Annotated in this window: 20 protein-coding genes; 11 read left to right on the top strand and 9 right to left on the bottom strand. The window is 71.9% G+C overall.

The genetic code is table 11. From position 1 onward, the window contains the following. Positions 1-34 precede the first annotated feature (34 nt). Positions 35-1,009 carry a hypothetical protein gene (locus tag AB0B35_RS08400; protein WP_361042403.1) on the bottom strand — a complete coding sequence of 325 codons (975 nt, stop codon included), beginning with the start codon at positions 1,007-1,009 and terminating at the stop codon, positions 35-37. Positions 1,010-1,082: 73 nt separating this feature from the next. Then, a complete protein-coding gene (locus AB0B35_RS08395; RefSeq protein WP_360527347.1) occupies positions 1,083-1,478 on the bottom strand; it encodes a MerR family transcriptional regulator in 396 nt (131 codons plus the stop codon). 280 nt (positions 1,479-1,758) lie between these two features. On the opposite strand from AB0B35_RS08395, the gene AB0B35_RS08390 reads away from it, so the two are divergent. The 4 genes from AB0B35_RS08390 (at position 1,759) to AB0B35_RS08375 (ending at position 6,744) form a co-directional block, all read left to right on the top strand. Beyond that, positions 1,759-2,892, top strand: coding sequence for a sporulation protein (locus AB0B35_RS08390; protein ID WP_361042400.1), 1,134 nt, complete (start codon positions 1,759-1,761; stop codon positions 2,890-2,892). A gap of 95 nt (positions 2,893-2,987) precedes the next feature. After that, positions 2,988-3,806 (top strand): Bax inhibitor-1/YccA family protein, encoded by an 819-nt coding sequence (locus tag AB0B35_RS08385; RefSeq protein ID WP_361042398.1) that lies wholly within the window; start codon positions 2,988-2,990, stop codon positions 3,804-3,806. 167 nt (positions 3,807-3,973) lie between these two features. Continuing rightward, on the top strand, positions 3,974-5,008 hold the full coding sequence (locus AB0B35_RS08380; protein WP_361042395.1) for an alcohol dehydrogenase catalytic domain-containing protein: 1,035 nt from the start codon (positions 3,974-3,976) through the stop codon (positions 5,006-5,008). 482 nt (positions 5,009-5,490) lie between these two features. Further along, the gene (locus AB0B35_RS08375) at positions 5,491-6,744 is read left to right on the top strand and encodes an EAL domain-containing protein (protein WP_361042393.1); all 1,254 of its coding nucleotides are present in this window, start codon (positions 5,491-5,493) and stop codon (positions 6,742-6,744) included. Between the two features lie 7 nt (positions 6,745-6,751). Here the strand turns inward: AB0B35_RS08375 and AB0B35_RS08370 are convergent, their stop codons facing one another. The 5 genes from AB0B35_RS08370 to AB0B35_RS08350 all read right to left on the bottom strand — a co-directional run bounded on the left by AB0B35_RS08370 (position 6,752) and on the right by AB0B35_RS08350 (position 10,141). Beyond that, entirely contained in the window at positions 6,752-7,114 is a 363-nt protein-coding gene (locus AB0B35_RS08370) for a hypothetical protein (protein ID WP_361042391.1), read from the bottom strand. Positions 7,115-7,143: 29 nt separating this feature from the next. Further along, positions 7,144-8,175, bottom strand: a complete 1,032-nt coding sequence (locus tag AB0B35_RS08365; protein WP_361042389.1) for a nitronate monooxygenase — start codon at positions 8,173-8,175, stop codon at positions 7,144-7,146. A gap of 33 nt (positions 8,176-8,208) precedes the next feature. Continuing rightward, the gene (locus AB0B35_RS08360; RefSeq protein ID WP_361042386.1) at positions 8,209-8,916 is read right to left on the bottom strand and encodes an SDR family oxidoreductase; all 708 of its coding nucleotides are present in this window, start codon (positions 8,914-8,916) and stop codon (positions 8,209-8,211) included. 172 nt (positions 8,917-9,088) lie between these two features. Then, entirely contained in the window at positions 9,089-9,388 is a 300-nt protein-coding gene (locus tag AB0B35_RS08355; protein ID WP_361042384.1) for a muconolactone Delta-isomerase family protein, read from the bottom strand. A 171-nt stretch (positions 9,389-9,559) separates the two neighbouring features. Then, positions 9,560-10,141: a TetR family transcriptional regulator gene (locus tag AB0B35_RS08350; RefSeq protein ID WP_360527320.1), complete on the bottom strand. Its 582-nt coding sequence runs from the start codon at positions 10,139-10,141 to the stop codon at positions 9,560-9,562. Positions 10,142-10,421: 280 nt separating this feature from the next. On the opposite strand from AB0B35_RS08350, the gene AB0B35_RS08345 reads away from it, so the two are divergent. Both AB0B35_RS08345 and AB0B35_RS08340 read left to right on the top strand, forming a co-directional pair. After that, on the top strand, positions 10,422-12,620 hold the full coding sequence (locus tag AB0B35_RS08345; protein WP_361042851.1) for an MMPL family transporter: 2,199 nt from the start codon (positions 10,422-10,424) through the stop codon (positions 12,618-12,620). A 152-nt stretch (positions 12,621-12,772) separates the two neighbouring features. Continuing rightward, on the top strand, positions 12,773-13,714 hold the full coding sequence (locus AB0B35_RS08340; protein ID WP_361042381.1) for a hypothetical protein: 942 nt from the start codon (positions 12,773-12,775) through the stop codon (positions 13,712-13,714). A 55-nt stretch (positions 13,715-13,769) separates the two neighbouring features. Here AB0B35_RS08340 and AB0B35_RS08335 read toward each other — a convergent pair whose 3' ends face one another. Then, a complete protein-coding gene (locus AB0B35_RS08335) occupies positions 13,770-14,390 on the bottom strand; it encodes a methyltransferase domain-containing protein (protein ID WP_360528228.1) in 621 nt (206 codons plus the stop codon). A 211-nt stretch (positions 14,391-14,601) separates the two neighbouring features. Between AB0B35_RS08335 and AB0B35_RS08330 the strand changes: the two genes are divergently transcribed. Together AB0B35_RS08330 and AB0B35_RS08325 are read left to right on the top strand one after the other, a co-directional pair. After that, positions 14,602-14,907, top strand: coding sequence for a hypothetical protein (locus AB0B35_RS08330; protein WP_361042378.1), 306 nt, complete (start codon positions 14,602-14,604; stop codon positions 14,905-14,907). Then, a complete protein-coding gene (locus tag AB0B35_RS08325) occupies positions 14,904-15,518 on the top strand; it encodes a hypothetical protein (RefSeq protein ID WP_361042375.1) in 615 nt (204 codons plus the stop codon). The genes AB0B35_RS08330 and AB0B35_RS08325 overlap by 4 nt, the downstream gene beginning before the upstream one ends. 184 nt (positions 15,519-15,702) lie before the next feature. Here AB0B35_RS08325 and AB0B35_RS08320 read toward each other — a convergent pair whose 3' ends face one another. Then, positions 15,703-17,247, bottom strand: a complete 1,545-nt coding sequence (locus AB0B35_RS08320; protein ID WP_361042373.1) for a vWA domain-containing protein — start codon at positions 17,245-17,247, stop codon at positions 15,703-15,705. Between the two features lie 248 nt (positions 17,248-17,495). On the opposite strand from AB0B35_RS08320, the gene AB0B35_RS08315 reads away from it, so the two are divergent. From AB0B35_RS08315 to AB0B35_RS08305, 3 genes are all read left to right on the top strand, one after another. Continuing rightward, positions 17,496-18,125: a HEAT repeat domain-containing protein gene (locus tag AB0B35_RS08315; protein WP_361042370.1), complete on the top strand. Its 630-nt coding sequence runs from the start codon at positions 17,496-17,498 to the stop codon at positions 18,123-18,125. Between the two features lie 90 nt (positions 18,126-18,215). Next, a complete protein-coding gene (locus AB0B35_RS08310; protein WP_361042368.1) occupies positions 18,216-18,710 on the top strand; it encodes a hypothetical protein in 495 nt (164 codons plus the stop codon). A 244-nt stretch (positions 18,711-18,954) separates the two neighbouring features. Further along, entirely contained in the window at positions 18,955-20,190 is a 1,236-nt protein-coding gene (locus AB0B35_RS08305) for an exonuclease domain-containing protein (RefSeq protein ID WP_361042366.1), read from the top strand. The last annotated feature ends 99 nt before the right edge of the window (positions 20,191-20,289 follow it).

Here is a 20,289-nt window from a genome sequence, read left to right as displayed (position 1 = left end):
TCGGCGAGCCGACAGCGGGCTCAGCGGCAGCCGCTCAGACGGGTACGCCGGCTGGGTCCTCCGCCGGTCTTTCGTACGGCCGCTGCCGCGACGGCAGCGCGGCGGCTGCGAGGGCGAGCAGCGCGAACCCCGTCCCCAGCAGGAACAGCAGGCCGGTGGTGGGCAGGCCCAGCCACTCCCACAGCGGATGCCAGGAGTAGTGCCATTCGCTCAGGTGGTGCCGCAGGCCCAGCGGCGCGGCGAGCACGACCGGCGCCCACCACAGGAACATCGCGAACGCGAACAAGGTCTTCACGCCCCCGGCGGGCCGCGACGCGGTGCGCCTACTCGCCCAGGCGAACAGCCACCAGGCGGACAGCGCGCCGACCAGCCCGGCGACGGCCGCGGCCGGATACACGGCCGGCGGGGTCGCCCGGGTCAGGCTGATGCCGAAGTTGTTGCTGCCGCTGCTGCCCGCGGCGAAGCCGCTCACGTTGACGACCTGGTCGCCGCGTCCCGCGTAGACCACGGTCTCCCGGGCGGCGGTGTCAGGGTCGCATCCGGTGCCGCACGGGTCGAGATACGTCACCTTCGGGTAGCCGACGCTCCAGCCGCCCGCCCGCAGCCGCTCGACGACACCGTCGAGGACCTGCTTCTGCTCCGCCGGGCCCACGTCCCGGCCCAGTGTCCCGCCGATCCCGGTCAGGCTGTACTCCCCGCCGTCGCCGAGCAGCAGCGTGTCGAGGTTCCGCCAGCTGAGCGGCTCGCCGTAGATGACGAACACGGTGTCCGGCTCCGGGCCCAGGTGGGTGGTGATGTCGGTGCCGGGCATCAGCTCGGTGAGCACCTCGACGGCCTCGGCACTGGTCAGCGGGCGCATCGTCCACCACGCGGCCCAGGTCGCGATGGTCGCCGCGTACAGGCCGGCGGCGAGGGCTGCCAGCAGCGCGAAGACGACCGCCGAGCGGCTCTCGGGCCGCCCGAGCCGCGCACGCAGGGTAGGCCGCTCCTTGGCGGACGGTTCGCTCATCGCGGCACCATAACCGACCCGCGGCTTGGACACCGCCCCGTCCGCGCGGCCCTGCGGACCAGGCATGCCGCGCTCAGGGCGGCGGCATCGTGGCCAGCAGCTCCGCGGCAGCGGTCAGCAGCTGATTGGCGCGCACCGCGAGCGTCGTGGCGAGGCCGTGCGCGGTGCCGGCCGCGGTCTCGGCCAGCGCCCGCAGCGCCGTCAGGTCGTGGTCGAGCCGGGCGAGCGCGCCGGCCAGGTCGGCCGCGGCTGCGCCGTGCAGGTGTGCGGCGATGTCGTCGAGGGCCATGCCGCTGGACTCCAGCCGCTGAACGGTGGCGATCTGCTCGACCGTCGCCGGGTCGTACAGCCGGAAGCCGCCGGTGGTGCGCGAGGCGGGGGTGATCAGGCCGAGGTTGGTGTAGAAGTCGACGGTCCGATTGCTCACGCCCGCTGCCGAGGCAAGTTCGCCGATCCGCATCAGCGCCATGAGCAGCCCCTTTCCAGCAACCGTACAGTTTCACGTGTTAGTGTCGCTCCCGTGGCTGATCCTACCGCCGCCCGCCGCCAACGGCACCGGTCCAGACCAGGGCCGACAGCGCCGCGGCCGAGGCGAGGAGCACTGGCACCGCCGTGCTGATCCTCGCGGACCTGGACTCCACCATCGGCGCGCCTGGCCGCCCCCGCTCTTGCCGCGTACTGCGGCGACGCCGCCCGCACACCACCGCCGCGGCTGAGGCCGGGGCGGAGTTCCACAGGAGAGGAAACCCATGGTCTTCAAGAAACTGCTCGCCGGGCTCGGACTGGGCGGCGTCGAGGTGGACACCGTGCTGTCGCCGCAGACCACGGTCCCGGGCGGTCAGCTGAGCGGCCACGTGAACCTGCGCGCCAAGTCCGACACCGACATCACCGCGATCTCGCTGCTGCTCACCGCGACCGGACCGGCCGGCGAGCTGGAGCTGGCCCGCTACCAGGTGGCGCAGCACCTGCGCCTGCCCTCGGGCAGCACCCAGGCCGTGCCGTTCACGGTGCCGGTCCCGGTGCACGCGCCGTTCACCGCGCTGTACGGCCAGGCCCTGCCGGGTCTCGGCGTCGGGGTGCGCACCGAGGTGTCGGTAGCCTCGGGCAGCGCCAAGGGCGACTTCGACCCCGCACGTATCGACGCGGCGCCGGTCCAGCAGCACATCATGGACGCGCTCGGCACGATCGGCTGCCGGTTCGTCCGCAGCGAGCTGCGTCCCGGCGGGGTGCCCGGCCTGCCCGTGCCCGCCGCGCAGGCGATCACCTGCTACGCCCCGCTGCCCGAGGGCGGGCAGCACGGCCCGCACATCCCGCTGCTCACCTTCACCGTCGCCGCCGCCGGGGACGGCCTCGTGGTGCTGGCGGAGCTCACCGGCCGGTTCGGCGCGCCCGACCGTCACGACCTGTCGGCGGCCGACCTGGCGCGGCTCGCCGAGACCGAAGGCGGCTGGATCGCCGAGGTCGACCGCTGGCTGACCAACGCCCTGGACAAGCTCGGCTCCCCCGCGCAGGCCGCCCCAGGCGCGTTCCTGCAGTCGCCCGCCCCGGCCCAGCCGGGCTACGGCCAGCCGGGGTACGGCCAGCCTGCCTACGGGCACGGACGTCCCGGATACGCCTACGGCGGGCACGGCGGACACCACGGCGGCTACAAGTACGGCGGCTACCGGGGCAAGCCGAGCATGGCCGGTGCGATGGCGGCCGGGGTCGGCGGCGCGGCGCTGGGCTTCCTCGGCGGCATGGTGATCGGCGACATGATCGGCGACGCGATGGCTCCCGACCTGGGTGAGGCCGCGTCGGCGGCCGGCCTGGACCCGGGTGTGGCCGACGCCGGTTTCGAAGACCTCGGCGGCGGGGACTTCGGAGGCGACTTCGGAGACTTCTGACCGCCGATCGCGGGTGGTGCGGGCCTGTCCTAGCCGGAGGCCCGCACCACCCACCCCCTCGCACCAACCCCGCCCGTAGACGAAGGAGACCCTGCGTGAAGTCCTCTAACCCGGTGCTCGGGCGGATCACCGCCGCCGCGCAGCAGCCGACCTACAGCGTGCCCGGCGGCCAGCCCTACAGCTACGGCGGCCAGACCTACGAGCAGCCGGCCGGCGGTTACGGCTACCCCGAGACCGTCCAGCACTCCCGCGACGTCATGACGATCGACGACGTCGTGGTCAAGACCGTGTCCCTGATCGGTACGGCGGTGGCCGCGGCCGCCGCCACCTGGATCCTGGTCCCGCCGCAGTCGCTGGGCGTGGTGTGGATCGCCGCGATGCTGGTCGGGCTGGTGCTCGGCCTGGTCATCTCGTTCGCCCAGATCACCAACCCGGTCGTCCTGTTCAGCTACGCGATCGTCGAGGGCGTGTTCCTCGGCGCGGTGTCCAAGGCGTTCGAGACCCGCTGGAACGGCATCGTCCTGCAGGCGGTCATCGCGACCCTGGGCGTCTTCTTCATCATGGCTGCGCTGTACCGGGCCCGGATCATCCGGGCGACGCCGAAGTTCATGAAGGTCGTGATCGGGGCCGCGGCCGGGCTGGCCGTGGTCATGCTGGTCAACTTCGTCATCAGCATGTTCACCGGCTCGGCCGGTCCGCTGCGCGACGGCGGCGGCATCGCGATCATCTTCTCGCTGGTCTGCATCGTGGTGGCGGCGCTGATGTTCGTGGTCAGCTTCCAGCAGATCGAGGACGGCATCGCCGCCGGGCTGCCGCGCAAGTACGGCTGGCTCGGCGCGTTCGGCATCCTCGTCGAACTCGTCTGGCTCTACCTGGAGATCCTCCGACTGATCTCGTACTTCCAGGAAGACTGACGCCGCGACCAGGCGGCCCGGGTTCTCCCCAGCCCGGGCCGCCGCACGCGGGCACCCGTGCGCATTGCCCGCAATGACCGGATACCGCGGCCGCCCCGCGCCGATACTGATCGTTGGACCAGGTCGGCACCGGCCGGGCCCGCGAGGATCACGGAACGGGGAGAGCCATGCGAGCCACCTTGATCTACGGCGCCGGTGACATCAGGGTCGAGAACGTGCCCGACCCGGTGCTGCACGAACCCACCGACGCCCTGGTACGCGTGCTGCGGTCCTGCATCTGCGGCAGCGACCTGTGGCCGTACGGGTCACGGCCCGCCAGCGAGCAGGGCGACCGCATCGGCCACGAGTTCCTCGGCGTCGTCGAGGACACCGGCGCGGACGTCTCCGGGCTGACAGCGGGCGACATCGTGGTCGCGCCGTTCGTCTGGGCGGACAACACCTGCGACTTCTGCCGCGAAGGCCTGCAGACCTCCTGCCGGCACGGCGGCTTCTGGGGCGCGAACGGCGTCGACGGCGGCCAGGGCGAGGCGGTACGTGTGCCGCAGGCCCAGGGCACGCTGGTCAAGCTGCCCGTCGGCGAGGACTCGGCGCTGCTGCCCTCCCTGCTGTCGCTGTCCGACGTGTTCCCGACCGGCCACCACTGCGCCGTGACCGCCGGGGTGGGTCCGCGGACCACGGTGACCGTGATCGGGGACGGCGCGGTCGGCCTGTGCGCGGTGCTGGCCGCCAAGCGCCTGGGCGCGGAGCAGATCATCCTCATGGGCCGCCACCAGGGCCGCACCGACCTCGGGCGGGACTTCGGCGCGACCGACGTGGTCGCCGAACGCGGTGACGAGGGCGTGGCGAAGGTCCTGGAGCTGACGGGCGGCGACGGCACCCACGCCGTGCTGGAGTGCGTCGGCCTGCGCCCGGCCATCGAGACGGCGTTCGCCGTGGCCCGGTCGGGCGGCACGGTGAGCCGGGTGGGCGCGCCGCAGTACCCGGAGGTGCCGATGGGCTTCGAGGAGTTCCGGCGCAACGTCACGCTCACCGGCGGCATCGCCCCGGCCCGCGCCTACATCGAGGAGTTGCTGCCCGACGTGCTCGCCGGGGAGGTCGAGCCCGGCCGGGTGTTCGACTCCGTGATCGGCCTCGACGAGGTGCCCGCGGGCTACCAGGCCATGGCCGACCGCACCGCCCTCAAGGTCCTCATCCGCCCCTGACCGAGATCATCGGACTTGCCTGGCAACTGGGCTCATGCACGGTCAAGATACGCACAGGTGCCCGGCAAGTCCGATGATCTGGTCGGTCAGGGCAGCAGGCGCGGGTCGGCGGCTAGTGCGGCCAGGCGGGCCGGGGTGAACGCGGCGGCGTCAAGTGCGGGCCGTGGCCGCGCAGTTCCTCATCGAGTCGCTGCTGCTGTCCGGCCTCGGCGGCGTCGCCGGGGCGCTGCTCGGCGCGGCCGTCACACCCTTTCTGAACTTTCAGGGGTTTTGCAGGCTTATAAGCTGTTTTAGCAGCGATTTCCGTGAAAGTGCAGCCTCAGTGGACTCGGCCCCGCCTATGGACGCCACGGGCGGGCCCGGCAGGGCGGGTCCGGTGAGGATCAGTGCCGCAGTACGCGGAAGTCGCAGGCCGGAGGCTGTCTGGCCGTTAGCCTTACAACGGACAAACCCATAGATAAGGTGGCGGGACTGGTGACGCAGTGAACGATCCGCAGGACGGGTCCGCCGAGCTCGACCGGACCGTGACCAAGCGTGCCGTCTACCCGGTCTTCCAGCCGGTCATCGCGTTGCGCAGCGGCCGGGTCGCCGGCTACGAGGCGCTGGCGCGCGGACCGGCGGGCTCCGAGCTGCGCAACCCCGCCGAGCTGTTCGCGCAGGCCCAGCGTGCCGGTCGGCTCACCGAACTGGACTGGGTGGCCCGCGCGGCGGCGTTCCGGGCAGCGATGGCCGCGTGCCTGCCGTGGGACGTACCGCTGTTCGTCAACGTCGAGCCGTCCACCATGGGCAGTGCCTGCCCGCCGGGGCTGGTCGACACCATCGACACGGCCATGCGCGAGCTGCAGGTCGTCATGGAGATCACCGAACGCTCGCTGTCCGACGACCCGGCCGCGCTGCTCACCTCCGTGGCCCGGGTGCGCGGCCAGTCGACCCGCATCGCCCTGGACGACGTCGGCGTGAACCCGGCGAGCCTGTCGCTGCTCGCCCTGCTCAGCCCCGAGATCATCAAGCTGGACCGGCACGTGGTGCAGGGCCGCCCGACCCACGAGACCGCGCAGGTGGTCAACGCGGTGCTGGCCGAGTCCGAGCGCACCGGCGCGATCATCCTCGCCGAGGGCATCGAGACCGAGCGGCATCTGGCGGCGGCGATCTCGATGGGCGCGACGCTCGGGCAGGGCTGGCTGCTGGGACGGCCCGGCCCGCTGCCCGGACAGTTCGAACGGCCGGACATCGACCTGCCGTACAGCACCGCGCCGAGCACGGGGGCGCGTACGCCGTTCGAGGTCGCCCGGCGGCAGCGGCGCGCCACCCGGGCCACCAAACGGCAGCTCATTCCGCTCAGCCACCACCTGGAGAGCATGAGCGAGAACGCGCCGGAGGCGTCGGTGCTGCTGGGCGCGTTCCAGGACGCGAAGCACTTCACCGAGCACACCCGGCACCGCTACCTGTCCATCGCCGGCAAAGGGGCGCTGACCGCGGTGTTCGGCCGCGACATCACCTCGCAGCCCGCTCCGGGCATCCGCGGTGGACCGCTGGCTGACGACGATCCGCTGATCGGGGAGTGGTCGGTGATCGTGCTGGGCAGCTACTTCTCGGGCGGCCTGTTCGCCCGGCAGCTGCCGACCACGGCGGCCCGCGAGGCCGACCGCGAGTTCGACGTGATCATCAGCTATGACCGGTCGCTGGTCGCCGAAGCCGCGCGCACACTGCTGAGCAGACTCGCCCCGGTCTCCTGACCGCGGCTCACAGTTGCGAGACCTGGTAGTGCGCGACGAGCCAGTCGTCGCCGACCCGGCGCACGATGAGACTGAGGTAGACGTTCTTGGTCGGACGGTCGGTGAACGAGAAGTCGACGGCCAGGTAGCCCAGCACCACGTCGTCGGCGAGGCGGCGGGTCTCCAGCAGGCGGTACTCGGCGGTCATACCTATCGGCTGGCTGTCGTAGTACTCCGCCACGCCGCCAGGCCCGACCGTGTACGGATGCAGGCCTTGGAAGATCGCGTCGTGGGTGAAGTTCTCCGCGACACGCCGCGGATCGTGGGCGTCGACGGCCGACTTCCAGCGGTCGAGCACGGTGGTCAGGATCTGGGCCTCGGTGCCGGTCATGTCCTTCTCCCTCGCGTCGCTGCGTGCGGTCAGAGCCGGGCGGCCAGGCCGGTGAGGATCGCGGCGGCCGGTCCGTCGGCGGCCCGCCGGTAGCCGGTGCCGGCCCACAGGTGCACCCGCTCGGGGTCGCCGGCCGCGGCGGCCGCCCGGCGCAGGCCCGCCGTCAGGTGGTGCACGGCGGGATAACCGTACGGGGCGAGCTCGCCGTACCGGTCGGTGAACTCGTTGCGCAGGGCTCGGGCGGGACGTCCGGTGAAGGCGCGGGTGACGACGGTGCCGGTCCGGTCCGGGTCGGTGACCGCGGCCCGGTGCACCGCGGAGGTGCCCGCCTCGTCGCTGCGCAGCAGGACTGTCCCCACCGCGGCGGCGTCCGCGCCGGCGCTTACGACGGCGGCCACGTCCTGCGGTGTGGACAGACCTCCTGCGGCTATCAGCGGCAGGTCCACGGCGTGCCGGATGGCCGCGACGAGGTCGGTGAGCGCGGTGCCGGTGACCGGTGCGGACGGGTCGAAGGCACCGTAGTGGCCGCCAGCGGCGGCGGCCTGCACGGCGAGCGCGTCCACGCCGGCGGCTGCGGCCGCCTTCGCCTCCTCGATGCTGGTGACCGTCTGCACCAGCAGCGCCCCGGTGGCGCGCAGCGCGGCCAGGTCGGCCCGGCTCGGTATGCCGAAGGTCAGGCTGATCACGGGCACCGGCCGGGCGCGCAGCACGTCGAGTTTGTCCTGCCAGCGGTCGTCGTCCTCGACGGGCACCGGGTCCAGGGTGACGCCGTGCCGGCCGGCCTCGGCGGCGAGCAGATCGGCGTAGCGGCGCAGGGCCGCCGGGTCGATCGGCACGGGGTTGGGCACGAAGAGGTTCACCCCGAACGGCACCTCCGCCGCCCCGACCGTCGTGATCTCCGCCTCGAGCGCCTGGGGCGTCTTGTAGCCGGCGGCGAGGAAGCCCAGTCCACCGGCACGGGCGGCGGCCACGACCAGGGCGGGCGTGCCGGCTCCGCCGGCCATCGGCGCGGCGATCAGGGGCACGTCGACGCCCAGCGTACGGATGAAAGCGCTGCTCATCGTTCTTCGGCTCCCCGGTGGACGCGGTGTGGCTCAGTGCCCGGCGCTCTGGCCGCCGTCGACGTGCAGGATCTCACCGGTGACGAAGCCCGCGCGGTCGAGGTAGAGGACGGCGTCCACGACGTCGTCCACCTCGCCGACCCGGCCCACGGGGTGCAGGGCGGCGAGCGCTGCGTAGTCGTCGGACGCGTGCATCGGGGTGCGGATGACACCCAGCGCGACGGCGTTGACCCGGATGCCGCGGGTGGCGTACTCGATGGCCAGCGATCGGGTGACCGCGTTCAGCCCGCCCTTGGTGAGCGCGGCCATCGCTGCGGGCACCTGCGAGTTCGCGTGGTCCACGAGGGTGGTCGTGATGCTGACGACGTGGCCGCCGCCGTGGTCGAGCATCGCGGCCACGGCCCGTTTCGTGATCTCGAAGAACCCGCGCAGGTTGACTCCGGTGACCAGGTCGTAGTCCTCGGCGGTGTACTCGGTGAACGGCTTGGCGACGAACACGCCCGCGTTGTTGACCAGCGTGTCGATGCGGCCGAACGCGGCGAGGCCCTCGTCGATCACGCGGGCGGCGACGTCCGGGTCGGCGATGTCGCCGGCCACCGCCAGCACCATGGGATCGCTGCTCGGCGGCATCGACCGCGAGTTGGCGACGACGGCGTGACCGAGCTTGCGGTACGCGGCCACCAGCGCCGCCCCGATGCCCTGGGACGCGCCGGTGACCACGGCGACCTTCTGCGTGTTCATGGCATCGTCTCCGTCTGATGGTCTGCGGCTTGCCGAGCAGCCCGACGCGACCGGCGTCGAACCGGATGCCCTAAGCGTGCGCCCACCTGGCCCGCGAGCGCAGCCGCCTGACAGGACCCGCGCCCGATCGCCCATGCCCGTGCGCTGCGGGCCAGGCGGGACCCGTGCCTGGTCAGCGGGGCGGTTGGCCGGGGTCGTTCGGGTGCGGCGTGAGCGGCGTGACCTCCTCGGTCCGCCAGGCGCGCAGGGGCATGGACGCGAGCACGGTCTCCAACTGGTCCGGGTCGTCCGCACGGAACAACCCCCAGGTCCGCCACTCCCCCGGGGCCAGCGGCGGCCGCCACAACCGCAGCAGGCTGCCCTGCGCCACCAGCTCGGCCGACCGCGCCGCCTCGCGACGGCGCATGTCGGCGACCCCCTCCTCGGTGGTGCCCTCCGGCACCGTGGTCCGCATGTCGACCATGTATTCCATCGCCGCGCTCCCTTCGCCGCCCAGCCGCCCCGTGTCGCGGCCGGCCACCAAGACCGTCGGACTTGCCTGGCACCTGTGCGTATCCACGCGCAAGATACGCACAGGTGCCAGGCACATCGGGCGATCTTGAGCGTACGCGGCGCGGGACCGGGGCGTGGGCGGCGGGCGGAGTCAGGGTTTGCGGGCGCGCAGGCCGAGGATGCGGCGGCCGGCGGCGAGCAGGTGGTGGCGCAGCACGTCGGCGTCGTGGTGCTGCATCACGGGCGAGGAGGCGGTGGTGGCGATGCCGGCCAGGGCGAGCGTCGCGTTGATCTCGGCTTCGGCGGAGCCGTCGAGGGCCATCAGCTCGCCGGGGCGGCGGAACAGCTCCATCACGTCCGGGTGGCTCTGCAGCGCGCTGGTGACGCCGGGATCCGTGCCGATCATCGCGATCAGGCCGCGGTGCTTGACGGTCAGGTCGACCAGGCCCGACAGCATCGCATCGGCCCGCGCCGACGGGGTGCGCTGCGCCTCGGCGGCGGCGATGATCGCGTGCATCTCCTCGATGGCGGGCTGGATCACCGCGGTCAGGATGTCGTCACGGGTCTTGAAGTGGTGGTAGACGGCCGCCTTGGTGACCCCGAGGGTGTCGGCGATCATCTGCAGCGACGTGCCGGCGAAGCTGTGCATGGCGAACAGCCGGCAGGCCTCGTCCAGCAGGCGCTGCCGGGTGCGCTCCGGGCCGCGCGAGTCGGCGTGTGTCGCAGCTCTCACGGCACCCTCCTTACCAGATCAACGACGGCGGGGGAAGTCACCCGTCCTGAGCAAATCTAGCTGATCAGCAGCCTTCCGCCTAGCCGGTCGACAAGCTGGAAACCAGCCGAACGGCAAGCTGAAAACTTGCCGATCGACAGGTTCATTCCTTGCCGATCGGCTTGCTCACTCCTTGCCGAACGGCTAGGGTCGGCCCTGGTGCGGCGACCCCTGAACATGCACGTGAACAGCATGTTTCGCCGCGATGACAGCCACCCATCCCTCGTTTGGAGTACTCGACGTGGCGACCTTCCTCTACCGGATCGGCCGGTTCTCCTACCGCCGACGCTGGCTCGTCCTCGGCCTCTGGGTGCTGCTGCTCGGGCTCGCCGGGGCCGGCGCGGCGACGCTTTCCGGCAAGATGTCCAACGACTTCAGCATCCCGGGCACCGAGGCCCAGCGGGCCATCGACCAGCTCGGCGAGCGTTTCCCCGAGGCCCACGCGGGCGGGGCGCGGGCCCGGGTCGTGTTCGCCGCGCCCGAGGGCAAGACGATGACCGACCCGGACATGCAGCAGGCCGTGGGCCGCGTGGTCGGCGCGCTGAACACCGCGCCCCAGGTCGCGCGGGTGATCGACCCGTACACCGCGAAGACCTTCTCCCCCGACCTGCGCTACGCCTTCGCCCACGTCACCTACGGCGTGCAGGGCATGGAGCTGACCGACAGCGACCGGGCCGCGCTGCTCGACGCCGCCGCCCTCGGCCGCGACGCGGGCCTGACGGTGGAGGTCGGCGGCGACGCGTTGCGCGCCAACCCGAAGACCGGCGTCGTCGAGGTCATCGGCATCGCCATCGCCGCGCTGGTGCTCATCGTCACGCTGGGTTCGCTGGTCTCCGCCGGGCTGCCGCTGCTCACCGCGATCGCCGGGATCGGCATCGGCCTGTCCGGCGTCGCCATCGCCTCGCGCTTCGTCGACATCAACTCCAACAGCCTGATCCTGGCGCTGATGCTGGGCCTGGCCGTCGGCATCGACTACGCCCTGTTCATCGTCTCCCGGTTCCGGCACGAGCTGCTGGTCCGCAAGGACGGCGCGGAGGCCGCCGGGCGGGCCGTCGGCACCGCCGGCTCGGCCGTGGTCTTCGCCGGGCTCACCGTCATCATCGCGCTGGCCGCACTGACCATCGTCGGCATCCCGCTGCTGGCCGGCCTGGGCCTGTCCGCGGCGGCCACGGTCGCGGTGGCCGTGCTGGTCGCGGTCACGCTGCTGCCCGCGCTGCTCGGCTTCACCGGCGACCGCCTGATCAAGGGCCGCCTGTTCGGGCACGCCACCCCCGATCCGGAGTCCGACACCGGCCCGGTCCCGATGGGCGAGCGCTGGGCCCGGTTCGTGGTGCGGTTCCGCATCCCGGTGCTGGTGCTCACGGTGGCCGCACTTGGCGTGCTCGCGATCCCGGCCGCCGACCTGCGCCTCGGCCTGCCCGACGACGGCATGCAGTCCGCCGACACCACCCAGCACAAGGCGTACGACATGGTCACCGCCGGATTCGGACCGGGCTTCAACGGCGAGCTGGTGGTCGTCGCCGACCTGCCCGAGGGCGCCGACCCGCAGGCCGCCATCGGCCAGCTCGTCACCCGCTTGTCCGGGGTGGACAACGTGCTCTACGCCGCCCCGAACGGGGTGAGCCCCGACGGCCGCACCGTCCTGCTGGCCGTCATCCCGAAGACCGGGCCGAACGACGAGGCCACCGCCGACCTGGTGCACACCCTGCGCGACGAGCGCGCGGACCTCACCGCCGGGACCGGCGCGACCATCGCGGTCACCGGCGTCACCGCACTGGCCATCGACGTGTCCACCCGCCTCGACGAGGCGCTGCTGCCTTACCTGGCGGTCGTGGTCGGGTTGGCGTTCCTGCTGCTCCTGCTCGTGTTCCGGTCGGTGCTGGTGCCGCTGAAGGCGACGCTCGGCTTCCTGCTCAGCGTCGCGGCGACGTTCGGCGCGGTGGTCGCGGTGTTCCAGTGGGGCTGGCTCGGCGACGTGTTCGGTGTACAGGAGACCGGGCCGATCATGAGCATGCTGCCGGTGCTGCTCATCGGCATCCTGTTCGGCCTGGCCATGGACTACCAGGTGTTCCTGGTGACCCGGATGCGCGAGGACTTCGTGCACGGCGCGCCGGCCCGCGACGCCGTGATCACCGGCTTCCGGCACGGCGCCCGGGTGGTCACCGCCGCCGCCATCATCATGATCAGCGTGTTCGGCGGGTTCGTGTTCTCCGGTGAGACGCTGATCCAGTCGATCGGCTTCGCGCTGGCGTTCGGCGTGCTGGTGGACGCGTTCGTGGTCCGCATGACCATCGTGCCGGCGCTGATGTCGCTGCTCGGCAAGGCTGCCTGGTGGCTGCCGCGCTGGCTGGACCGCGTCCTGCCCAACGTGGACGTCGAGGGCGAGAAGCTGCGCCCGGCCGAGGAGCCGGTGCGCGAGCCGGTCACCGCCGGCGTCTGACGGACGAACGGCCGTGGCGTACGGGTCTCTCCCGTGCGCCATGGCCGTTCGCCGTGTTCGTCCCGTGTTGCCCGCTCTGACCGTGCGGCATAGCCTGCACTCGACGATCTTCGGGCAACGGGCCCACGTCGTCACGACCGCGGGGAGGACAAATGCGACTTGGCGCACGACTGGCGACTTCGGCAGCCCTGGTCCTGGGGCTGCTGGCGGTGACCGGACAGGCGGCGCAGGCCGCCTACTACAACACGTACACCGACATCGCCGACACACCGAACACCAGCTGCTGCACCGGTGTGCAGGGTTTCGCCGCCGGATCGACCTACCTGTACTCCGTCAAGAACCACACCAATGTCGACGACGTGTCCGTCATCTACCGGGTCAACAAGACCACCGGCGAGCGCGTGCTGATGACCAACGGCACGAACGGCGGAACGACCAACACCTGGCTCGGGCACGGCAACGACATGACGATCGTCGACATCGACGCCCAGCACCACCTGTTCGTCGTCACCATGAAGGCGAACGGTCCGCAGCTCGTGCGGCTGCGCTACGACGGCACCACCTATTACCACGCCGGGTCGTACCAGGTCCGGCTCAACGGGGCCGCCTTCGCACCGTCCGGGATCAACCGGGTGTCGGTCAGCGGCACCACGATCACGTTCCTGTTCAAGAGCGGACGCACGATCTACAACGGCAGCCTGCCCCTGCGCGCCTCCTCCGGGACCATCGACCTGACCAAGGCGTTCGACCTGCAGGTCGAGGGTGCCCTGGTCAACGGGGCGCCGGTGGCGGATCTGGGGACCTTCCTCACCCAGGGGATCTTCTACGACGCGGCCAAGAAGGTCCTCTACTACCCGCTGACCAAGGACAACCGCAGCATCGTGCTGGTGTACCGGAACGTGTCTCCGACGACGACCGGCACCGCGCCCGCCGCCACCGACCTGTCCTTCCGCATCACCTCCTCGGCGTACTCGGAGCTGTTCGAGATCGAAGGCGTCGGGATCAGCGACGGCAAGCTGTACTTCAACACGAACCGGGCCAGCGAGACCGCCGCCGCTGACGGGGTGCACGTGTTCAACGGCTACGTGGCCTGACCCACGCCGGGCCGGGACCCGCTGCGGCGCGATCGAGCCCAGCGGGTCACCCGGTTCAGCTCCGGCGGACCGCCGTCAGCACGGCGTCGTGGATGGTGACCGGGTTGCCGTCGGGGTCGGTGACCTCGCGGCCGGGGGTCTCGGCGCGGATGTCCCAGTCGCGCTCGTCCAACGTGGCCGCGACCTGCTCCGCCGTGAACATCAGCTCCGGCAAACGGGGGCGGCCGATGGTGGTGTCCAGGTCCGACGGGTGGTGCCCGACGATCAGGAGCGTGCCGCCGGGACGTACCGCTGCGGCCAGGCGACGGTGCAGCGCCTCCAGCGCGGGCCGGGGCAGGTGCATGAACTGCGCCGACACCAGGTCGTACTGGACGGGCGCGGGATCCCAGGACAGCACGTCGACCTGCTGCCAGCTGATCCGGTCGGCGACCTGCTCGCCCCGCTCGACGGCGTGCGCGGCGGCGCGCCCCAGCGCCACGGTGGACACGTCGACGCCGGTGACCCGCCAGCCCTTGCCGGCCAGCCAGACGGCGTCGGCGCCCTCGCCGCTGCCGACGTCGAGCGCGTCACCCGGCGCGAGCCCCGCGACGGTGGTGACCAGGTGCGGGTTCGGGTTCCCGCTCCACACCCGGTCCTTGGAGCCGTACCGCTCGTCCCAGAACTCCGCGGTGAACATGATCTCGATCGGTTGCTGCTCCTGCGTATCGGCCACGGTGACCACCTCCGCCGCCCACCCTGCCGCCCACCCCCGACCACCCGCAACCAACCTTGCTATTCCAGCAAACCGGGTGCCGCGCCCGCCGCCACACCACCACCACCCAAGTTGATCATGAACTTATGGCAGCGACACGCCGACGAGCCGTGCCATAAGTTCATGATCAACGTACGTGACGCTGCCCAGCATCTCACCGGTGCTGGCGTTCGCGGCGATCACCGGGATCATCGGCACGCTGCAGTACTTCACGCAGGCCGCCGTCGCCGCCAGCGTCGCCTCCGGGCAGGTCACCGGCGGCGGCATCTCCGACACGTTCGGCTACCCCGAGGGCTCGACGTTCACCTATCCACTGTGGCTGTACGTGGTCGGCTTCCGCTACCACGTGCTCGGGTACGCCAACGTGCTGGCCGTGGTGCTGTTCGTGGTCTCGATGACCGCGACCGTGCTACTGCGCCGGTTCAAGGAGTTCACCCGGTGACCCGACGCAACGTCCTGCTCTTCGTCGCCCGGCACGCGATCGCGATCGCGCTGTCGGTGATGTTCCTGGCCCCGGTCGTGTTCCTCGGGCTGACCTCGTTCATGACCAGCGACCAGACACTCACCTCGCAGCTGTGGCCGACATCGTGGCACCCGGAGAACTACGCCGAGGCGTTCGCCAAGGCCCCGCTGCTGCGCTACCTGCTCAACACCCTGCTGTACGCGGCGCTGGGCACCGGCTTCATGCTGCTGGCCAGCGTGCCCGCCGCGTACGGGCTGGCCAAGCTGCGCTGGCGCGGCCGGTCGGTCACCATGGTCGCGATCGTCTGCATGATGATGCTGCCCCCACAGGTCACCACGGTGCCGCTGTACCTGTTCTGGGCCGACGCCGGCCTGACCGGCTCGCTGTGGCCGCTGATCCTGCCGATGCTGGCCGGTGACGCGTTCTCCATCTTCCTGCTGCGCCAGTTCCTTGGAACGACTACTACGGCCCCCTCCTCTACACCACCGAGAACGAGGCCAACTGGACCGTGTCGCTGGGCCTGGCCAGCTTCCGCACCATGCATCACGTGGAGTGGCACCTCGTCAGCGCCGCCACCATGCTCACCATGATCCCCGTAGTGGTCCTCTTCTTCTTCGCACAGAAAGCCTTCGTCCAGGGCGTAACCCTCACCGGCGTCAAAGGCTGACCCCCACCCTCCCTTAGCGACGATCTTGCGCGAACCGTGGGGACGACACGCTTAATTCGGGCGTATCGCCAACAGTTCGCGCAAGATCGTCGCGATCTTGGCGGCTGCTACCCGATGTAGCAGCCGCCGAGGACGATCTGCTGGGTGACGATGCCCAGGAGGCCGAGGACCTCGACGCGGACGGCGTTCTGGACCAGGCGGCCGCCGGGGCCGGTGGTGCTCTCGTTCAGGTGGACCGTGGCGACGCCGGGGATGCCGATCGTGGCCGGGCCGGCGCTGATCGGGGTGCCGTTGATGGTGCCGACAACCTGCGAGGAGCGGTTCACGCCGCTACTGCTGCCCGAGCAGGTGCTCGAAATGGCACTGAGCTGGATGGCCCCGCCGAGCAGCGTCGCCCCGTCCACCGAGGAGCGTGCGGTGGTCGTGCCGCCGGTGGCGGCGCAGCTCGCGTTCAGGGCACCCGTGGTCACCAGCGGGGGCAGGTTGACCGCGACCTGGGTCTTGGTCGCGCCGGGCGGGCAGACCGCCTCCGGGGTACGGGGGATCTTGACCAGGCCGGTCGCCTCCAGGGCGAACGCGCCACCGGGGCCGTTGACGACGACCGTGTGGCAGTCGGTGACCTGGCCGGCCCCGCCGCCGTCGGTGCCGTTGGCGCGTACGCAGATCTCGTGGGAGCCGATGCCCAGCGCGGTGGTGGCGACGCTGTAGTTCACGTTCACCGGCCCGTCCTGCGGCAGGTCGGGGGTGATCGCGGCGTTGCCGATCGGGGTGAATGCCCCGCCGTCCACCTGCATCGACAGGGTGCTCAGGCTGGACCCGATGACGCCGGGCAGGATCGCCGGCAGCGAGCCGACGTCGGTGACCTGCACGCAGTGCCCGCCCGGCACCGTCGCGGCGGTGATCTGCTCCAGGCTGCCCTCGTTGTTCGGCCCGGCGTTGGTGCAGTTCGCGCCGCTGCCCACGGCGAAGGTGTAGATGTCGATGTCGTCGGGGATGCCCGCGAGGGGCACGTTGATGCTGCCGCCGCCGACCGCGAAGCCGTCGGACATGAATACGACGATCTTGCGGGCCCGGGTGGAGGCCTCGGCGACGATGCGCGCCTTGGCGATGGCGTCGGCGAAGTTCGTCTGGCCGCCGCCGACGTTCTTGTTGGTGAACGTGGCGACCCCGTTGATGAAGGTCGACGAGATGACCTCTTCGATGTCGCGTACGCCGTCGGCGTCGCCGTCCGTGGCCGGGCCGGTGAGCAGCTGGTCACCCGCGCCGGGCTGCACGTCGGCGGTGGCCGCGGTGACGCCGAAGGCGACCATGCCCACGTCGCCGATCGTGCCGCTCTGGGCCTGGGCGTTGAGGGCCAGCCCGGCGGCGATCTCGCACTGCAGGATGTTGCCGCAGCTGGGGGCACCGGGATTGCCGGTGCTGCTGGAGGCGTCCAGCACGTAGATGAGCGTGGTGTCGGCCACGGGGACACCGGTGCCGACCGAGGCGGTGCCCGTGACGGTGACCGGGCCCGGCGCGACCTCGGCGCCGTCGGCCGGGGTGGCGATGGCGACGGTGATGCTGGTGCCGCCGGGCAGGTTGCCGTCGACGGCGAATGCGGGTGTCGCGACCAGCGCCGAGGCCGCGACGAGTGCGATGAGCGCACGCTTCAAAGCACACCTCCATGAATGGGAATCAATGCGAATTTCGATGCTAGAGATCGCTACACCGCATCGATGTGGCGCAGATGAGACATCCCAGACCATTGATGATCTGCTATGGCAGAGCGTGCGCGGGCCGCGTCCGAGCGCTCCGGCGGTAATCCGATCGGGGGAGGGCGCATACGCCCTGTCGAGTGATCGGCGGCGCAGTGTTCAATGATCCGGTGGGAATCGCCAGGAGTCGCCGGAACATCGGCCGCATGCAGCAGGAGTCGACCTTCGACGGCGGTGGCGCGTCCGTGCCGCAGCCCGACGGGCCTGTTCCCGATCTGGCGTTCGACGAACGTCCCGCGGCCGACGAGCACTGGGGACCCTTCGCCCGCCGCCTGCAGGCGACCCGCGACCCACGGGCGCTTCCGGCGCTGCTGGAGGCACACGACACCCTGCGCCGGGAGCCCCGGTTCTGCTGCGTGGGCGCGGTCCGGGCGGCTCTCTACGAGATCGCGACGGCGCGCGAGAACGCCCACAGCGCGCAGGTCGCCGACCTCGTCGACCGGTGGTGGAACTCCACCGACCCGTGGGAGGAGATGGTCGCGGTCGCGGCCCGCGCGGGCGGCCAGGAGGAGACCGAACGGCCCGCACTGCTGGAGAAGGTGCGCTCGGCCCGCCCCACGGTGATGACGGCGGCCATCGAGGGCCTGTGCGGCATGTCCGACGCCGCCGAGATCGAGACACTGCGCGACGTCGTCAGCCGCCCCGACCCGATGCTGCACTGGGCGCACCAGGCCGCGGCCCGCCGCCTGGCCGAGATCGGCACCCCCGAGGCCGAAGCTGCCCTGGCGCAGCGCTTCATCGACCCCGACGGCCTCTGGAGCGACAAACCGGCCTGATCCTGCCCCGGCCGGTGCACCCGGTCGGCGTGCTCGCGCCGCCGACCTGCCGGACCGCGTCAGGCGGGCCGTTGTGGCAGATTGCCGGGCATGGATGCAGAACCGACCCGGATCGGCGTGACCGGACACGTCGGCCTCACCGCGCAGACCGCGGACCTCGTCGCCGCGGCGCTGCGCGAGCTGCTGGCCGGGTACCCGCCGGAGGAGCTGACAGGCGTGACCTGCCTGGCGGCGGGCGCGGACACGATCTTCGCTGAGGCGGTGGTGGCGCACGGTGCGCGGCTTGAGGTCGTGCTGCCCTCCGCCGACTACCGGGCGCGGAAGGTCGCCCCGGAGCACGCCGCGGCATTCGACCGGATGGCCTGGCATGCCGCGTCGGTGCGGGTGATGCCGCATGAACGGGCGGGCCGGGCCGCGTACGAGGATGCCAACGCCGCCATGCTGGCCGGCTGCGACCTGCTCCTCGCCGTGTGGGACGGGCAGCCGGCCGTCGACCAGGGCGGCACCGCGGCCGTGGTCGCCCAGGCGCACGCGCTGGGCCTGCCGGTGGTGGTGGTCTGGCCCGACGGGTCCCGCCGCGCCTGAACCGGCCGCGCGGCGCGCACGCGCCACCACAACCGCCGACCGCCGACCGGCGACCGGCGACCGGCGACCGGCGACCGGCGACCGGCGACCGGCGAGGATCGGCCGCTCCCCGAGCGACTCCACCGGATTCGTGGGCGCGTCGGTGCGCCCGGCGGAGCCGTGACCGCACCCGCAGGACATAGGGTGAGGTCCCCGGGAACGGGTCGTGATGGGACGGTCGGGCCGAGTCGGCGGAGGTGGCGGCGTGTACGCGGTGATCGATGTGGAGACGACCGGGCTGCGCACGACCTGGCACGACCGGATCTGCGAGATCGCGGTCGTGCACGTCGACGCGTCCGGCCGGATCACCGGCGACTGGTCCAGCCTGGTCAACCCCGAACGCGACCTCGGCCCGCAGCACGTGCACGGCATCACCGCCGCCGAGGCCCGCCGCGCCCCCGTCTTCGCCGACCTCGCCGGGCAGATCGGCGCGCTGCTGCGCGAACGGGTGATCGTGGCGCACAACCTCGCCTTCGACGCCGCGTTCCTGGTCGCCGAGTACTCCCGGCTCGGGCTGCAGGCCCCGGTCGGGCAGGAGTACGGCCTGTGCACCATGAACCTGGCCGCGCAGCTGCTGCCGTCGGCCGGGCGCAGCCTGCGCGACTGCTGCCAGGCGGCGGGCATCCCGCAGCAGCGGGCGCACAGCGCGCTCGACGACGCCCGCGCCGCCGCCGGGCTGCTCGCGCGCTACCTGCACCGGGTCGGCACGCCGCCGCCCTGGCAGCAGCTGGTGCTCGACGCGTCCACGCTGGCCTGGCCACCGCTGCCGCCGGCCGAGGCACTGCCGGTGGTGCGCCGGCACCCGCACGAGACCGAGGATCACTTCCTCAGCAGGCTCGTCGACCGGCTGCCCCGGGTGCCCGCGCCGCCGCAGGCCGACAGCTACCTGTCGCTGCTCGACCACGCCCTGCTCGACCGGCACGTGTCGGCGGTCGAGGCGGACGCGCTGGTCGAGGCCGCGGACGCGCTGGGGCTCGACCGCGCCCAGGTGCTCGATTTGCACCGCCTCTACCTGCAGGCGCTCGCCGCGGAGGCCTTCGACGACGGCCGGGTGACCGAGATCGAGCGCGACGACCTGCACACCGTCGCCGCGCTGCTCGGCCTGGACCGTGCCGACGTCGACCGGGCCCTCGACCCCGACGCGGGCGACCAGCAGCGCCGCACCACGCGGCCGCTGCCCGCGCCCGCGTTCCGGCTGCTGCCCGGCGACACCGTGGTGTTCACCGGGCAGACCGCCGAGTCGCGGGAGCTGTGGGAGGAGCGGGCGCGCATCGCCGGGCTGACCGTGGGCCGCACCGTCACCCGGACCACTCGCCTGCTGGTGGCCGCCGATCCCGACACCATGTCCGGCAAGGCCCGCCAGGCCCGCCGGCACCGCGTCCCGATCGTGCATCCCGGCGCGTTCCTGAGCATGCTCGTGGCGCTGCGCGTCGCGGAGTAGCCGACTGTGTTGATCACCACGTCCGCGCCGCCGTAATTGCGTTGAGCTCGGACGGGCCGCCTTGCATGCTGGTGACCAGATCAAACCAGCTGCAAGGGG

It is taken from the genome of Catellatospora sp. NPDC049133 (assembly GCF_040648455.1).
Taxonomy (GTDB): domain Bacteria; phylum Actinomycetota; class Actinomycetes; order Mycobacteriales; family Micromonosporaceae; genus Catellatospora; species Catellatospora aurea.
The sequence above is the reverse complement of the archived record's forward strand: the minus strand, read 5'-3'. Positions and strand labels throughout refer to the sequence as shown.